Here is a 16523-nt window from a genome sequence, read left to right as displayed (position 1 = left end):
CAGTCAATTCGAAAGGCGCGGCAGGAGCAGATCCTTCAGATCGGTCAGCTTGCCATGAAAAAAGTGCCCGCATTCTGCCACTTTCAGTAGCTCATGGGGGCGTTGGAGCGCGTCGGACCAATCGTAGACCAGTTGGGGATCGACGACTTCATCATTTTCCGGCTGGATCACCGTCAACTCGCCGCTCTTCGCCAAAGGCGACTGCTCGTCCAGGCGCATCACCGCTGGGGCCACCATGAACAGGTGCTTGAGCGATTGCCCCTGGGCCTCGAGCCGTCCACCCAGGCTGGCAGCGACGAAGCCGCCGAAGGAAAAACCGAAGAGGCTCAAGGGCAGTTGCGGATGTTTTTCCCGCAGCCAAGCAGCGGCGGCCTCGGCGTCGTCCACTTCACCGGTGCCCATGTCATGGCTGCCGGCACTGGCGCCGACACCGCGATAATTGAAACGCAATGTGACCAGGCCAGCGTCCCGGGCAGTGCGTTGCAGGGTCGAGACCACTTTGTTGAGCATGGTTCCGCCCTGCACCGGATTAGGATGGCAGATCAGCGCCAGGCCACGGGGCGCCTCGCTGTCCAGGTACAAGGCTTCCAGTTGGCCCACCGGGCCTTCGATGACTACAGGGGTTTCGCGCATAAGCAAGGGAAAGAACTCCGTGACCCCGAATAGGGTCGACTCGTCTAGCTAAAAGTCTGTGCCTGGCATGATTGCGATGTTCTTCGCGGTATACAGCGCAGGTCCGAGCCGTTAACGTAAAGCAAAGCCGTTTATAGAGGAAGGACTCGTGGAACACTCGCTCTTAGTTTGGTTGTTGCCGACTCTTGCCCTGGTTGCCGGTGTCGCCATTGGATTCCTGCTTGCCCGACTGCTGCCCAACGCAGTGCCCAACAGCACGCAACGTCAGCTGGACGACATTCAGGAACGTTTCGACAGTTATCAGAATGAAGTGGTGACCCACTTCAACGCCACCGCCTCTCTGGTGAAGAAACTGACCCAGAGCTACCAGGATGTTCAGGATCATTTGTCCGAAGGCGCCAACCGCCTGGCCCTGGACGAACAGACTCGCCAGCGCCTGCTGGCCGCCCTGCACGCCGACTCGGCGCAGGCACCACGGGAACGCCTGACTCCACCAAGGGATCAGGAGCCACCTCGGGACTACGCACCCAAGGCACCGAATTCGCCCGGCATGCTCGATGAGCATTACGGTTTGAAGAAGTAAGCTGCAAGCAACACCAAAAGCCCGCCCGATCCTGTGATCGGGCGGGCTTTTTTCATGGGCGCAGGTTTTCCATCGGTGAGGCCAGTCCGCTGAGATCAGAACGCCAATTGAAGGCTCTGCTGGCCTTCGAGGCTGAGCAGCAATTGCTTGGCTGCGAGTCCGCCGGCGAAGCCGGTGAGGCTGCCGGAGGTGCCGATGACGCGGTGGCAGGGGGCGATGATCGAAATAGGGTTCCGGCCGTTGGCTGCGCCCACCGCCCGAACAGCAGTCGGCTGACCGATCTGGATGGCGATGTCGCGGTAACTGCGGGTCTCGCCGAAGGGAATGGTCAGCAGCGCCTGCCAGACCCGCTTCTGGAAATCAGTGCCGACAAAGTCCAGCTCCAGCTCGAAGCGGCGCCGCTGACCGGCGAAATACTCCATCAGTTGGCGCTCGGTTTCCTTGAGCAGCGGGTGATGGATGTCTTCTTCCAAGGGGCCCAGGCGCACGCGATTGAGTCGCTCGTTTTCCCACAGGATGGCGGCCAGTCTCGCACCTCGGGCGACGAGGATCAGTTGGCCGACCGGGGATTGGATGGTTTTGTACCGGGGTAACATCGAGTCATTCCTTTACTGACTGACTTTTGTGGCGGGTTCTCGCGGAGCTGGGTTCAGCCCAACAACCCCAGCTCCTTGGCCCTCGCCACGGCCTGGGTACGGCGCTCCACGCCCAGCTTGCTGTTGATATGACTGGCATGGGTCTTGACGGTGTGCAACGAAATGAACAGCTGCTCGCTGATTTCCTGGTTGGAACAGCCCTGGGCAATCAGTTGCAGTACCGCCCGTTCGCGGCTGCTGAGGCTTTCGACAGGTGCCGGGGAGTCGGCCGGTTGTGTCGACGTCGGCAGGCGTTCGAGCAGATTCTGGCACAAGGGGCTGGAGGGTGCGTGCAGCAGTTGCTCGCGCAGCCATTCACGATGCTCGTCGCCCAGCAGCCATTCGAACGGTTGCAGCACACCGCCGGCGGCGGCTTCAAAAGCCTGGAGCAGGGTGCTGCGGGCCGCCGGCTCGCGGCCAATACTCAGCAACAAGGCGACTTTCTGGTTGAGCGCCATCACGCTGAGCATCTGCCGGCCGGTTTGCTGGCCGTGTTCAAGCAAAGCGTTGAGCCGCCCTTCCGCCAGCATCGGCTGGCCCCGGATAGATTCCAGCAGCGCCTGCTGCAGTTCGACATGCAGCGGCAGTTGCGGGTGGAACTCTGGCGGCGCGGCGGCCTGTTCGCCGGTGTAGGTGCGCCCCAGCCGCGCCAGCCAGGCTTCGGCCAGCTCGGTGCGACCCTGGGCCAGCCAGAGCTCGCATTTGACCAGGGTGATCATCGCCAGGTAGTAGATCGGCGGAACATCCCAGATATGCATCAGGCGCTCCGCTTCGGCCAGTTCGGCAAAGGCCCTGGCGAACTCGCCATTGTTGCCTTCGATACGGGCGATCACGCAATGACCGAGTAGCACGCTGATGTCGCGGCAGGCCCGTGCTTCGGTAAGACCGGCCTGCAACCGCGCCAGTCCGGCCTGGGGCTGCATGCGCAAGGTCAGCAGGAACCCCTCGTACAGGATCAATCGCGCCCGTACCGCATAAAGCCGTTGGGGCGAGAGTTTGTGCAAACGTTGCAGACCCTGGCGCACTTCATCCAGCGCCCGCAGGATCTCTCCCCGCGCCTGCAGGACCCGGGCGCGATCGTAGTGGGCCAACGCCTCGAACAAGGGGTTGCCGACCCGCTGTGCCAGTTCCAGGGAGTCGCGATTCAGACCACGGGCCCGCCACAGGTCACCGTCGGCAATCGCCAGGTTCGACAACGTGGACAAGCACATCAGGCGTTGGCCGTAGCGTTTTTGCGGCAGGCTCTCCAGGGCTTCGGTGCAATAACGCACCGTGGCTTCACGATCCCCACGGCCACGGGCGACGATCCCGCTCAGGGCCAACCATTGAGCGAGCATGGACTTTTGCGCGGTGGCCGACGGGGCCGGCAGAAAACGGCTCAGGTGGGCGGCCAGCTCTTCGGCGGCGTCCAGCTGACAGGCCAGTCCCAACGCCCAGCTGTAGAGCACGATCAGTCTCGGGGTACTGATGAGCAGGCTGTCGGGCAAATCCATCTTCCAGCGCAACAACATGCCGACGTTCTGTTCGGCCAGCAGTTGCTCCTCCGAGAGGGTCTGCACCAGGTTCGCCGCCACATCCAGGTGCCCGGCCCGCAACGCCTGCTCCACGGCTTCGTCGATCAAGCCCTGGGCGTTGAACCAGCGACAGGCGCGCAAGTGCAGGGTCGCGGCCGGCACCATGGCCGGCGCGCTGGGGCGGCTGCGCAGCAGATCGGAGAACAGGTGGTGATAGCGATACCAGTGACCGTGTTCGTCCAGAGGCACCAGGAATACCTGATGGGCCGCCAGGTATCGCAGGATCTCGGCGCTGTCATGGGCTTCGCGCACCGCATCGCACAGTTCGCTGCAAAAGCGATCCTGTGGCGCGGTGTCGTAGAGAAACGCCTGCACCTCGGCGGGCAGGCAGTCGATGACTTCTTCAAGCAGATAATCGCGGATCAGCCCTTCCCCACCGTGCAACGCCTGGGGCAGCCGGCCCTCGGAGCCGGCTTCGGAGGCGGCCAGCAGCCAGAAACGCAGCCCGGCCACCCAGCCTTCGCTGCGCTGGATGAGGTTTTCCAACGCTTCACCGCGCAATGAGCTGCTGTGATGTTCGAGCAGTGTCAGGGCTTCGCCATGGGTCAGGCGCAGGTCCTGTTCGTTCAGCTCGAGCAACTGCCGCGACAGGCGCAGGCGCGCCAGATGCCAGTTCGGTCGCTGGCGGCTGGTGACCAGTACCAGCAAGCCGTCGGGCAGGTGATTGAGGAAAAACTGCAGGCAACGGTCCAGTACCGGACCTTGAGCCAGGTGGTAATCGTCGAGCACCAACAGCAAGGGATTGCGGAGCGTCAGGTGACTGGTCAACTCATCCAGCAGGCCGTCGAGCCATTCTTCGAACGCGAAGGGCTGGTGGCGCTGACGCATTTTCAGCAGCCCCGCCGCCCGGCCGCCCAACTGTGGAAAGAGCGCCTGGAGCCCTTCGAGCAACCGCTCCAGAAAACGTCCCGGATCATTGTCCCTGGCGTTGAGCCCCAACCAGAGGCTTTGCCAATGAACCGGCAGGCTCTGGCAGAACTCCACCGCGAGGGAGCTTTTGCCGAACCCCGCCGGCGCACTGACCAACAGCAATCGGCCGCCGAGCCCCGCACTCAAACGCTCGCACAACCGCGGCCGCACGACGTGCCCATCGGGCAGAGGCGGTCGGTAGAAGCGCCCGTCCTGTACCGCGATGGCTGCGCGGGCAGAATCCGGAAGTGAAGACAGATCGGTCATGGCCGGCTCTTGTTTAAATGCAGGTGACGGCGTTGCAGATGTCCGCAGCCTAGCTGTAAACGAAGAGGTATTGAAGGGAGTGCTACAAATGGCTACAAAAAGACTACAACTCAACTGTGGCGAGGGGATTTATCCCCGCTGGGGTGCGAAGCAGCCCCAAAAAGAAAAAAGTTGTTCTTTCTGATTCACCAAGGTGACTGGCTTTAGGGCTGCTTCGCACCCCAGCGGGGATAAATCCCCTCGCCACAATCCTGTGTTTAAACCTGAAAAATAAACGCCCCGAACCAGTCGGGGCGTTTATCCGAGGATGCGGCCTCGGGGTGAAGCGGTCTAGCGGATACCGTCCTGGCGCAGCGCGTTCGGCGTGAAATCCGCGGTAGTGGCGGTGAAGCCGAAGTCGTAGGCCGATTTCTCTTCGTTTTTCATGCCCAGGGCCAGGTAGCGACCGGACTGCAGGTCGTAGAGGGTTTCCAGGGCGTACCACGGCACTTGCTTGTCGTAGTAGTTCTCGGCATGGGCCTCGGCAACGCGCCACAGTTGGCCACGACCGTCATAATGATCGATCACTGCCGCCTGCCAGGTGTCTTCGTCGATGAAGAAATCACGCTTGGCGTAGATGTGGCGTTGGCCTTCCTTGAGGGTCGCGGTGACATGCCAGACACGACGCAGCTCGTAGCGCGCCAGGTCCTGGTTGATGTGGCCGGCCTTGAGGATGTCGGCGTACTTGAGTTGCGGCGAGTCGATCTTGTAGCTGTTGGCGGCGATGTACAGCTCTTTCTTGCCTTCCAGCTTCCAGTCGTAGCGATCCGGCGCACCGTTGTACATGTCCAGGTTGTCGGAGGTACGCAGGCCGTCGGCAGCGGTACCCGGTCCGTCGTAGGAGACCTGTGGCGCACGACGCACACGACGCTGGCCGGCGTTGTAGACCCAGGCCGAACGCGGTTCCTTCACTTGATCGAGCGTTTCGTGCACCAGCAGCACGCCACCGGCCAGGCGTGCCGGCGCCGTCACTTGCTGTTTGAAGTAGAACAGGATGTTGCCGGGGTTGGCCGGATCGAAATCCTTCATCTTGTCGCGGAACACGAACTGATCGCGGAAGTACACCAGGCTATAGGAGCCGTTGGGTTGCGGCGTGGCCTGGGTCACCAGGCGCGTCACGCTGCCGCCACGATAGCGGGTGATGTGGTTCCAGATCACCTCGACGCCGCTCTGGGGAATCGGGAACGGCACCGCCGTCTCGAAGTTTTCCAGACCGTTGCCGCCGGATACCAGCTTGGTGTTGACCGCGTTCTTCTTGATGGAGGCGAACACTTCATCCGGCACGGTGGCGCCACGATGGGTCGGGTAGACCGGCATCTTGAAAGTTTCCGGATAGCGCTTGAACATCGCGTACTGACCCGGTGCGAGCTTGTCCTTGTACTGCTCGACGTTCTGCGCGGTGATGATGAACAGTGGTTTTTCGCTGGCATACGGGTCGGCGAGGAACCCCTTGCTGTCCACGCTACCGGCGTTCTTCGCCATGGGTTTCCAGGCAGAAATCGAACCGTCGGCATTACCGGCCATTTCGGCGCCCATCGGCGTCAGGCTCTTGCCCAGTTTGTCGGCCTCGCCCGCAGGCACCGAGGCCATGACGCTGGCGGCCAGCAGGGACAGTCCCAGTGCGCCGGCCTGCAACAGACTCTTTGTTATTTTCATAGTGTGTCGTCCTGAATACGGTGCTTAGAAGGTCACGCCGACGCTGAGCGCCAGGAAGTCGCGATCATCCACGGTGCTGAAGTCGCCACCAAAGAAGTTGGTGTAGGCCAGGCTCGCGTTGTAGGTGTTCTGGTACTCGGCATCCAGCCCGAGGCTGACGGCCTTGCGGCCTTCCTCGAAGTTGCCGCCAGGGCCTGGCGAGTAGCCTTTGACGTCATGGGACCAGGCCACGTTGGGCTTGAGGTTCACGCCAGCGAAGACATCCGGGTACTCCCAGATGGCGCGCGCGCGGTAGCCCCAGGAAGTGGCGGTGGTGAAGCCGTCGTTGTCGCAGTTGCTGTTCACGCCGCCGAGGGTCTGACCGCCACCTGCTGCGGTGGAGGCATTGAGCGTCTGACAGGCTCCGTTAGGCAGTTTACCTGGGCCAAACACCGGATCACGACCGTAGCGGGCCTCGGACTTGCTTTCCAGCCCCCCCACATGCGTTACGCCCACTTCACCCACCAGGGTCAGGCGACTGGCGCCCATGACCTGGTCGAGAAAATGGGTGAAGGTCGTTTGAAACTGGGTGATTTCCTTGCGGCTATAGCCATGCAGATCCTGGCCCGGTACCCCCGTGAGCACCGAAGCGTTGGCCAAGGGACCACCGATCGGACGGACGCCAGCAAAAAGAATGTCGGTGGTACTCAGTTGTACCGGCGCATTCGGGCGATAGCTCAGTTCACCGCTCCACGCCGTGCCGGTAGGCAGGGTGGTGGAGAAACTCAGGCCATAGAGACGAATGTCTTCCGGATACTCAACGAAATAGTTGGAGTTGCCGGCCACGATCAGGGGACGCAGTGCCGCCAACGGACCCAACGGAGCCGTGTAGAACTGCGCCGGCGCGCCCGTGGCGCTGAAAATCGGCGCCCGGCTGTGGTAGTTCATGAAGTAGGCACCGAATTCGGTGTCCAGAGGCTCGAACATGTACTTCATGGACGCGCCCCACTGGCCGCTGTCACGGGCGTCGCGGTCCGGGCCACGACGCACCAGCACGCCCTCTTCGTTGACGTCGACCCCTCGCGCGGTCAGGGCCGGCAAGGCAGCACCAGGAATCGTGGAACGCTTGTTCAACACCCGCAGATTATCCGTACAACCATCGGCAATCACATCCGGCTGGGAAAAGAACGTCCCGCAGTTATCGACAACCGTCTGGTCCCACTCCAACTGATAGAACGCCTCAGCCGACAGGTTGTCCGTCAGGCTCTGGGACACATAGAACATGTTGACCGGGATCAGGCCTTCCTTGATCTCGGCACCGGGGCGACGGAACGCCGACACGTCGACCGGGTTGATGGAGTTGATGCCGCCCTGGATGAAGGTACTTTCACCCCAACTGACCACCTGCTTGCCCAAGCGAACGGAGCCTGGCTGATCGGCAATGGCGTAGTTGTGATAGACGAAAGCATCGAGAATCTGCCCGCCGGAGGACTTGGCGCCTTCCTTGCGGTTGTTGTCGCTGATGTCCTTGTACAGACGATTCTCGTCCTTGAGTTCGAAGTCGTACCAATACTTGCCTCGCACAAACACGCCGGTATCGCCGTACTTCAGCTCCAGGTCATGAATGCCCTTGAAGATCTTCGAGAAGGTTTCCCCGCGCTTGAAGTTCAAGTGGCCGTCATCGGAGGTCTGGGACAGGCCCCGGCCGCCGTTGTTGACACCGATCAGGTCCTTGTTGGCATTGGCCGTGGACCAGCTCGCCCCCACCGACAGGGAGGAATCGAACTGGCCCTCGATTTCACCGATGTTGAAACTGACACCGAATGCAGGCCCGGCGAGCGAAGAGGCGAGGCTGACCGCCAGAGGCAATTTTGCCCGGCGCCAGAACGTGTTTGCAGAGGTCATTCGACGCTACTCCATGTTCTTTATTGTTATGGCAGGGGGTATTTCCAAGGAACGTCTTCGGCGTCCAGCGACAGGCTTGCGGCACTCATTCAAAGTCGCATAGCCCGTTCGTGCAGGTGCCCCATTCTTGAAAATCCTTGAGCGGACTATAGCCAGCAGGTAGTACGGCTTGATCCCTCTAAAGTGTGATTTGCAGCCCCCGACCACTCTGGAACAGTCCTTTGCCAGGCCGACGGATATCGGCCCCGCAAGAATGGCTGAAATTTGCAGTTTGACAAGGCAAGCGCTTGCTCGGTGGGGCTGCCGCACCCTTTCGGGCACGGCAGGATCACCTCAAAGCGTGGACAGGAAGGCGCTGTTGTTGCTCTGCCATTCGGCGATGTCGACGCGGATGCGTTTCTTGTCGAGCTTGCCGACACTGGTCTTGGGAATTTCCGTAACAAGGGCTATCTGGCTCGGGATTGCCCACTTGCTCAGGTGTCCCTGTTCGACAAAAGGCTTGAGGTGTTCCTTGAGCTCGCGCGCCCCGACCTGATGCCCTTCGTGAATCACCAGCAAGGCAAACGGGCGCTCGCCCCACTGCGGATCGGGAATGCCCACCACTGCTACTTCGCGTACCGCCACGTGACGGCTGATGAGGTCTTCCAGGTCCAGGGACGAGACCCATTCACCCCCCGTCTTGATCACGTCCTTGATACGATCGCGGATGTCGATGAAGCCCATGCTGTCCAGCGTGGCCACATCACCGGTATGCAGCCAGCCACCGGCCCAGAGTTCGGCACCCTTCTGCGGTTCGTTGAAATAGCCTTCGCTGAGCCAAGGCGCGCGCAGCACCAGTTCGCCCTGGGTCTCGCCATCGGCAGGCAGGAACCGGCCTTCGGCGTCGACAATCGCCGCCTCCACCAAGGGGCCCGGCACGCCGGCCTTGATCCGGTAGCTGATGCGTTCGTCTTCGCTGCCGGCCATCAATTCCTCGTTGAGGTGGGCGCAGGAGACCAGCGGGCCGGTTTCCGACATGCCATAGGCGGCGGTGAGCTGGATCCCCCTGGCCTTGGCGGCTTCGTACAGGCTGCGATTCAGGGCGCTACCGCCAATGACGATTTTCCAGCCGCCGAAATCGGCGCCCTGGGCACTCTTGGCGTTGAGGACCATCTGCAGGATGGTCGGCACGCAATGGGAAAAGGTGACCTTCTCCTTGCGCCACAACTGGATCAGGAACTCGGGGTCGTAGCGGCCCGGATAGACCTGCTTGAGGCCGAGCATGGTCGCCACATACGGCAGGCCCCAGGCATGGACATGGAACATCGGCGTGATCGGCATGTACACGTCGTTGGTGCCCAGCAATCGCACACTGTCGATGGCGCCCATGATGGTCGCCTCGCCCAGGGAGTGCAGCACCAGTTGCCGATGGGTGAAGTAGACACCCTTGGGATTGCCCGTGGTGCCGGTGGTGTAGAAGGTCGTGGCGACGGAGTTTTCGTCGAAGTCCTGGAAGTCGTAGACGGGGCTGGCAGCCGCCAGCAACTGCTCGTATTCGCCCACCAGGTTCGGCAGGTCGGCGGTTTTTTCCGGCAGGTCGGTCAGCAGCAGGGTCTTGTCCACCGTGGTCAGGTGGCCGGCAATGGCCTGGTACAACCCGACGAACTCGCTGTTGACCAGCACGAAGCGGTCCTCGGCGTGGTTCATGGTGTAGACAATCTGTTCCGGTGACAGCCGCACATTGATGGTGTGGATCACCGCGCCGATCATCGGGATCGCGAACATGCATTCCAGGTAACGATGGCTGTCCCAGTCCATCACCGCCACGGTATCGCCCGCCTTGACCCCGGCCTCGGTCAGCACGTTGGCCAACCGTGCCACCCGTTCGATCAGCGTCGGATAGCTATAGCGCAACTGGTCACGGTAGACGATCTCGCGGGTTTTCTCGTAACGCACACCAGACATCAGTAGCCGCTTGATCAACAGTGGATATCGATAAGCGCCTTCGGCGGGAGGAATAACGCGAGTCTGCAACATAAGAATCCTTTTCTGACTGCATGGTCGTGACTGAAAGTAAGCACTCTAGAGGGCTTATACACGGTTCAAATCAGCCAAAGGAATGATTTGATCAGCCGGCAAAATACTGGCCCAGAGCCATCCACCCACCCATCCCGGATACTTTGAGTCTGCAATCCCGCCGGGACTGCCACCGCCAGAGGCCAAGCTGCAGAAATCAAGAAGATCGCAACCTTCTGCAGTGGCGGCAAGAAAGAGAGGTCGACCAGTCAATGCGCTTCGGTAAACGCCAGCTTCACACCAATAGCCACCAGGACCGCGCCCATGGTCCGATCGAACCAGTGGCCCATGCGGGCGAAACCGGCGCGCACCCGCTGCTGGCTGAACAGCATGGCCACCAGGCAGAACCAGGCGGCCGTTGCGACGGCCAGGTACACACCGTAACCGGCCTGGATCGCCAGCGGCGTATGAGGGTTGATCACCACGGTGAACAGCGACAGGAAGAACAGCGTCGCCTTGGGGTTCAGGCCATTGGTGACGAAGCCTGAAGTGAATGCGCCGCGGGCGGTGCGCTCACCCGCTTCCTTGTGCAGATTCTCATCGCTCGGCTTGGCCGGTTGCGCCCGCAGCGCCTTGAAGCCGATGTACAACAGGTATGCGGCGGCGGCCCATTTCAGCGCGTTGAACAGCACGATGGACTGCGACACGATCAGGCCGATGCCCAACAGCGAATACCCTACATGCAGGAAAATCGCCGTGCCGACGCCGAGCGCCGTCCAGGTCCCGGCGCGGCGGCCATGGGTCACGCTTTCGCGCACCACCACGGCAAAATCCGGCCCGGGGCTGGCAACCGCCAGCAGGTGGATCAGGGCGACGGTGAGGAATTCGGTGAGGTACATGGCGGGCTCCTTGACTCAATTTCGAAACGGACATCGACTCCTGTGGCGAGGGAATTTATCCCCTCGCCACAGGGCTGCAATTCATCTGGTAGGCTCGTCACCTTACGCCTTCGGCTTCTGACACAAAAGGTACAGTTGATGACGAACTCCGTCCGCGCCGTTTTTCTCGACCACCCTTCCCTGGATCTCGGCGACCTGGATCTGGCGTCGTTGCGCAATTGCTTCGACGAACTGCAACTGTTTGCCCACACCACACCGGACCAAGTGATCGAACGACTCAAAGACGCCACCGTGGCAATCACCAACAAGGTCGTGATCGATGCCGCCGCCATGGCCGCCAGCCCCGCATTGAAGTTGATCCTGATCAGCGCCACCGGCACCAACAACGTCGACCTTACGGCCGCTCGCCATCACGGCATTACAGTGTGTAACTGCCAGGGCTACGGGACGCCATCGGTCGCCCAGCACACGATCATGCTGTTGCTGAACCTGGCGACGCGACTGGCCGATTATCAGAAGGCGGTGGGCGACGGGCGCTGGCAACAGGCTTCACAATTCTGCCTGCTGGACTATCCCATCGTCGAACTGCAAGGCAAGACCCTGGGCCTGCTGGGCCACGGCGAACTGGGCAGTGCCGTCGGGCGGCTGGCGGAAGCCTTCGGCATGCGCGTGCTGTTGGGCCAGATCCCCGGACGTCCTGCCCGTCCTGACCGCTTGCCGCTGGATCAGCTGTTACCGCAAGTCGATGCCCTGACCCTGCACTGCCCGCTCAATGAGCATACCCGCCACTTCATTGGCGCGCGGGAGCTGGCGATGCTCAAGCCCGGCGCTTTCGTGGTCAACACCGCCCGTGGCGGCCTGATCGATGAACAAGCCCTGGCTGACGCCCTGCGCAACGGTCACCTGGGCGGCGCGGCCACCGATGTGCTGAGCGTGGAGCCGCCAATCCAGGGCAATCCGCTGCTGGCCAGCGACATTCCCCGCCTGATCATCACGCCGCACAACGCCTGGGGCAGTCGCGAGGCGCGGCAACGAATCGTTGGCCAACTGACGGAAAACGCCCAAGGCTTTTTCCGGGGTACAGCGCGACGGGTCGTCAGTTGATAAACTGCCGCACTTTTTTTCAAGGAGCAGACCATGGATCCACGCAGTGAAGTACTGCTTCGTCAGCCCGAACTATTCCAGGGGACGGTCCTGCTGGCAGGCCTGCCCGCCGACGACCTGCTCGGTCGCTTGCCCGACGCCCATGGCTGGTGCTGGCACGCGGGCGATCAGGCCGCACTGGACGCCCGCTTCCCCGAGCGCAGCCACTTTGGCGTGGACGTCCCTTCTCGTGGGTTCGACAGCGCAGTGGTGTTCCTGCCCAAGGCCAAGGACCTGACGGACTACATTCTCAATGCCGTGGCCTCACGCCTGGGCGGCCGGGAGGTGTTCCTGGTGGGGGAAAAGCGCAGCGGCATCGAAGGCGCTTCCAAGCAGCTCAACCCGTTCGGCAAACCGCGCAAGCTCGACAGCGCACGGCATTGCCAACTGTGGCAGGTCACCGTCGCCAACGCTCCAGAGGCCAAGCCCCTGGAAAGCCTGGCCCAGACCTATGAGCTGCCCTTGGAGGAAGGTCCGCTGAAGGTCATCAGCCTGCCGGGGGTGTTCAGCCACGGTCGCCTGGATCGCGGCAGCGCACTATTGCTCGAACACCTGGATAAATTGCCCAGCGGCCACCTGCTGGACTTCGGTTGCGGTGCCGGTGTGCTCGGGGCGGCCGTCAAGCGCCGCTATCCCCATAACACCGTCACATTGCTGGATGTGGATGCTTTCGCCGCCGCCAGCAGTCGTTTGACCCTGGTTGCCAACGGCCTCGAAGCCGAGGTGCTGACCGGTGACGGTATCGACGCCGCGCCGATGGGCCTGAACGCGATCCTGAGTAATCCACCGTTCCATGTCGGCGTCCACACCGATTACTACGCGACGGAAAACCTGCTGCGAAAAGCGGCCAAACATCTGAAGAACGGTGGGGAATTGCGCTTGGTCGCGAACAGTTTTCTCAAGTACCAACCGCTGATCGAAGAGCATCTGGGCGTGTGCACCATCAAGGCCGAGGGCCAGGGTTTTCGCATCTACCGGGCCAAGCGCGGTTGAAAGCTTTTTAAGACACAGCACTTGCCCAATCGGATTTGCCTAGGCAGAATCCGCAGCGTCCTAGGGGAGTAGTCTCCCGCGAGCACCCTGCTCGCCCGGCATACGTCAACATACTTGGTCAGCAGACCATGGCGTATGCGGCCCAAGCGTCCGGAACCGGTCGCAGGGTTTGACAAGACCTATGACACGCACACCTTACCCGGGGCGGGGAGGCTGTACGTGTCATAGCCGTGTCGACCCGCCCCTCTAGGAACCACCTGATGCTGGACTCTTTCCTCGTACCCACCACCATCGTTGCGCTGGCCGAAATCGGCGACAAGACGCAACTGCTTGCGCTCGTGCTTGCGGCTCGCTTTCGCAAACCCTGGCCGATCATCGCCGGCATTGTCGCCGCGACCCTGGCCAACCATGCGGCAGCCGGAGCTGTCGGGGCCTGGGTGGGCAGTATTTTCTCGAATGCGGTGTTGCACTGGATCCTGGCCGCGAGCTTCGCCGCCACTGCGCTGTGGACCTTGGTTCCCGACAAACTGGACGACGAAGAAGCGAGCACCGCGCGCAAGTTCGGCCCCTTCCTGACCACGCTGATCGCGTTCTTCCTCGCGGAAATCGGCGACAAGACCCAGATCGCCACCGTGATGCTCGCCGCGCAGTACCCGGAATTGTGGCTGGTGATCATCGGTACCACCGTGGGCATGCTGATTGCCAACGTGCCGGTGGTACTGGCCGGCAATTTCGCCGCCGATAAACTGCCGCTCACCCTGATCCGCCGCCTGGCCGCCTCGGCATTCTTCATCCTGGCGATTGTGGCGGTGTACAAGGCAATGCAGAGCAGTGGATGGGTTTGATCAGGTAGGCAAGAATACCGTGCCATCGTTCATCGCGAGCAGGCTCGCTCCCACAGGGGATATGCAGTGCCCACTTTTTTGTGAGCACCGCGCCCAATGTGGGAGCGAGCCTGCTCGCGATGAGGCCAGTCGCCTCACCGCATAAGAACGGTTACTTCTTGGCTTGCTGGTAAAGCGGCATCACCTTCGGAATCGCTGCCTGCAACGAAGCGATCCGGCTGCTGGATGCAGGGTGAGTGCTCATGAACTCCGGTGGCGCGCCTTCTGAAGCCTTGCTCATCTTGTTCCACAAGGTGATGGCGGCGTTCGGGTTATAGCCGGCGCGGGCAGCCAGTTCGAGGCCGATCAGGTCGGCTTCGTTCTCGTTGGCACGGCTGTTGGGCAAGGTCATGCCGTAGTTGGCCACGGTGTCGGCCAGCGCCAGGCTATCCTGGCCCAGGCCGAACAGGGCGCCGGCGCCCTGCTTGGCCATCTCGATGCCATAGGCCTTGGACATCGCTTCACGCCCGTGCTCGCGCAGGGCGTGGGCGATCTCATGCCCCATGACCGCGGCGATCTCATCGTCGGTCAGCTTCAGCGAGTCGATCAACCCGGTGTAGAAAATGATCTTGCCGCCTGGGCCGCAGTTGGCATTGAGCTCGTCACTCTTGATCAGGTTCACTTCCCACTTCCACTGCGCCGAGTCCGGGCGGAACACCGGCGCCTGGGCAATCAGTCGGTCGGCAATGGCCTGGACGCGCCTGGCTTCGCTGCTGGTCTTGTCCAGCGCACCCTGGGTGCTCGCCTCGCCTACGGTCTTCTGGTAGGACTGGGCGTACATCTGGTTGACCTCATCGGTCGACAGCATGCTGAACATGTACTGCTTGCGTTCCACGCCCACGGCGCCGCCGCTGGTGGTATTCACCGATTGGCAACCGGCAAGCAACAGGCTCGTGCCGAGGACACTCACCATCAACGTCTTGTGCATATAAAAGCTCCCTGGAAACGTGGTCGTATCCTATGCGGTGATGGGTATCGACGCCAGATATACAACGATGGATTACAGCTATTTCGGACAGAGCCCACCCCAACTCCATTAGCGACACTCACGATTCAAAAACAGTCACCCGACGAATAGCGCCTCATGCCGGGCCATCTGAACGCCGATACAAACTCCAGACGTCATTTCCGCGTCCGGAGCCTTTATGAAATTCAAGTCGATCCAGTTTTCCGTGGCCGCCCTGGCCGGCGCCATCGTGCTCAGCGTGGTCGGTGCCCTCGTGCTCTATGCGTTGTTCGCCGGGGCCCGCACCCAGGACATGGTGCAACAACGGACCAAGGCGCAGTTCGAACAACTCATCGAACAACGTCTCAGCGCCCTGGCCCGTACCCAGGCCAGCCTGATCCAACGGGAACTGGAAGCCCCACTGCTGCTCGCCAAGGGACTTGCCACCACGAACGCGCTGATGGGCATGAAGGGCACGGACGGCACCCCACCGTTGAAGATTGCTCGCGAGCAGATGATCAGCCTGCTGCGGGAAACCGTAGTGCGCAATCCCAAAGTCCTTGGCGCCTACATCGCCTGGGAACCGAACGCCATCGACCACGATGACGCCAACTACGTGAACAGCTCCGTCGTGGGCATGGAAACCAACGGGCGCTTCCTGCCGTGGTGGTTCCGCAATCAGGACGGCACCCTGGGCCTGGAAAAACTGGCCGACGTGACTGATCAGAAGTTGCTGTCCACCGGTATCCGCGCCAGCGAGTACTACCTGTGTTCCCAGGACAGCAGGAAAGCCTGCGTCATCGACCCGGCGCCCTACCGTGTCGGCGACACCATGACCATGCTCGCCTCGTTCATCGAGCCGATCCTCATCGATGGCAAATTCCAGGGCATCGCCGGGGCGGATCTGTCGGTGAACTTCATCCAGGACATGCTCGTGGCCGCCGATGCCAAGCTGTACAACGGCGCCGGGGAGTTGGCGCTGCTCTCCAGCAATAACCGATTCGTGGCGTTCACGAAGGATCCGGGCAAGCTCGGGGAAAAGGCCAGCGACCTGCTCGACGCCAGTGAGCTGGACAACCTGGGCAAGCTCGGTATGGGCGAGGTGCGTTACGACATCGATGAGGAACACGGGCACATCGAAGTGTATATGCCATTCGGCATTGGCGAGACCAATGCCCGCTGGACGCTGATGCTGCAATTGCCGCTGAACGCGGTGATGGCCGATCTGCAAGCGTTGCAGAAAGACCTGAACGATCGGCGCCAGTCTGACATTTTCGGCATGGCGATGGTGGGTCTGGTAATTGCCGGCATCGGTCTGCTGGTGATCTGGCTGGTGGGCCATGGCATTGCCCGGCCACTCAAGCAAATGGTGGCAATGCTCGATGACATTGCCCAGGGTGAAGGCGACCTGACCCGGCGCCTGGTGAGTGACCGCGCCGACGAATTGGGCGCGATTGCCAGGGGCTTCAACACGTTCCTGAGC

The 16523-nt window shown here is 61.6% G+C and carries 12 protein-coding genes, 1 pseudogene and 1 riboswitch; of the genes and pseudogenes, 5 read left to right on the top strand and 8 right to left on the bottom strand.

Features of this window, described 5'->3' with window-relative positions; genetic code table 11:
- Positions 1–3: 3 nt before the first annotated feature.
- Positions 4–633 carry an alpha/beta hydrolase gene (locus tag CGA22_RS25255; RefSeq protein ID WP_041020591.1) on the bottom strand — a complete coding sequence of 210 codons (630 nt, stop codon included), beginning with the start codon at positions 631–633 and terminating at the stop codon, positions 4–6.
- A gap of 148 nt (positions 634–781) precedes the next feature.
- Between CGA22_RS25255 and CGA22_RS25250 the strand changes: the two genes are divergently transcribed.
- Complete coding sequence (locus CGA22_RS25250) at positions 782–1216, top strand: YhcB family protein (protein ID WP_024778106.1); 435 nt, start codon at positions 782–784, stop codon at positions 1214–1216.
- Between the two features lie 95 nt (positions 1217–1311).
- On the opposite strand, the gene CGA22_RS25245 is transcribed toward CGA22_RS25250, so the two are convergent.
- From CGA22_RS25245 to CGA22_RS25220, 6 genes are all read right to left on the bottom strand, one after another.
- Positions 1312–1812: a methylated-DNA--[protein]-cysteine S-methyltransferase gene (locus tag CGA22_RS25245; protein ID WP_041020592.1), complete on the bottom strand. Its 501-nt coding sequence runs from the start codon at positions 1810–1812 to the stop codon at positions 1312–1314.
- A 53-nt stretch (positions 1813–1865) separates the two neighbouring features.
- Positions 1866–4601, bottom strand: coding sequence for a LuxR C-terminal-related transcriptional regulator (locus tag CGA22_RS25240; RefSeq protein WP_041020593.1), 2736 nt, complete (start codon positions 4599–4601; stop codon positions 1866–1868).
- A 330-nt stretch (positions 4602–4931) separates the two neighbouring features.
- Complete coding sequence (locus CGA22_RS25235) at positions 4932–6296, bottom strand: DUF1329 domain-containing protein (RefSeq protein WP_041020594.1); 1365 nt, start codon at positions 6294–6296, stop codon at positions 4932–4934.
- A gap of 24 nt (positions 6297–6320) precedes the next feature.
- Positions 6321–8180, bottom strand: coding sequence for a DUF1302 domain-containing protein (locus CGA22_RS25230; protein WP_041020595.1), 1860 nt, complete (start codon positions 8178–8180; stop codon positions 6321–6323).
- Between the two features lie 333 nt (positions 8181–8513).
- Positions 8514–10196, bottom strand: coding sequence for a fatty acid--CoA ligase (locus CGA22_RS25225; protein ID WP_041020596.1), 1683 nt, complete (start codon positions 10194–10196; stop codon positions 8514–8516).
- Positions 10197–10444: 248 nt separating this feature from the next.
- Positions 10445–11074 carry a LysE family translocator gene (locus tag CGA22_RS25220; protein ID WP_041020597.1) on the bottom strand — a complete coding sequence of 210 codons (630 nt, stop codon included), beginning with the start codon at positions 11072–11074 and terminating at the stop codon, positions 10445–10447.
- A gap of 138 nt (positions 11075–11212) precedes the next feature.
- Between CGA22_RS25220 and CGA22_RS25215 the strand changes: the two genes are divergently transcribed.
- From CGA22_RS25215 to CGA22_RS25205, 3 genes are all read left to right on the top strand, one after another.
- Positions 11213–12178, top strand: coding sequence for a 2-hydroxyacid dehydrogenase (locus CGA22_RS25215; protein WP_041020598.1), 966 nt, complete (start codon positions 11213–11215; stop codon positions 12176–12178).
- A gap of 33 nt (positions 12179–12211) precedes the next feature.
- Positions 12212–13210, top strand: coding sequence for a class I SAM-dependent methyltransferase (locus CGA22_RS25210; RefSeq protein WP_041020599.1), 999 nt, complete (start codon positions 12212–12214; stop codon positions 13208–13210).
- 51 nt (positions 13211–13261) lie between these two features.
- Positions 13262–13380, top strand: a riboswitch (yybP-ykoY riboswitch).
- Positions 13381–13470: 90 nt separating this feature from the next.
- Positions 13471–14055 carry a TMEM165/GDT1 family protein gene (locus CGA22_RS25205; RefSeq protein ID WP_041020600.1) on the top strand — a complete coding sequence of 195 codons (585 nt, stop codon included), beginning with the start codon at positions 13471–13473 and terminating at the stop codon, positions 14053–14055.
- Positions 14056–14206: 151 nt separating this feature from the next.
- Here CGA22_RS25205 and CGA22_RS25200 read toward each other — a convergent pair whose 3' ends face one another.
- Positions 14207–15022 carry a M48 family metallopeptidase gene (locus tag CGA22_RS25200; RefSeq protein WP_041020601.1) on the bottom strand — a complete coding sequence of 272 codons (816 nt, stop codon included), beginning with the start codon at positions 15020–15022 and terminating at the stop codon, positions 14207–14209.
- A 217-nt stretch (positions 15023–15239) separates the two neighbouring features.
- Between CGA22_RS25200 and CGA22_RS27605 the strand changes: the two are divergent.
- Positions 15240–16520, top strand: a pseudogene (locus CGA22_RS27605) (HAMP domain-containing protein); the annotation flags it as partial.
- Positions 16521–16523: the final 3 nt, after the last annotated feature.

Source organism: Pseudomonas sp. PSB18 (assembly GCF_014596565.1).
GTDB lineage: Bacteria > Pseudomonadota > Gammaproteobacteria > Pseudomonadales > Pseudomonadaceae > Aquipseudomonas.
Note: the sequence above shows the minus strand (reverse complement) of the source record. Positions and strands in the feature narration are given on the sequence as shown.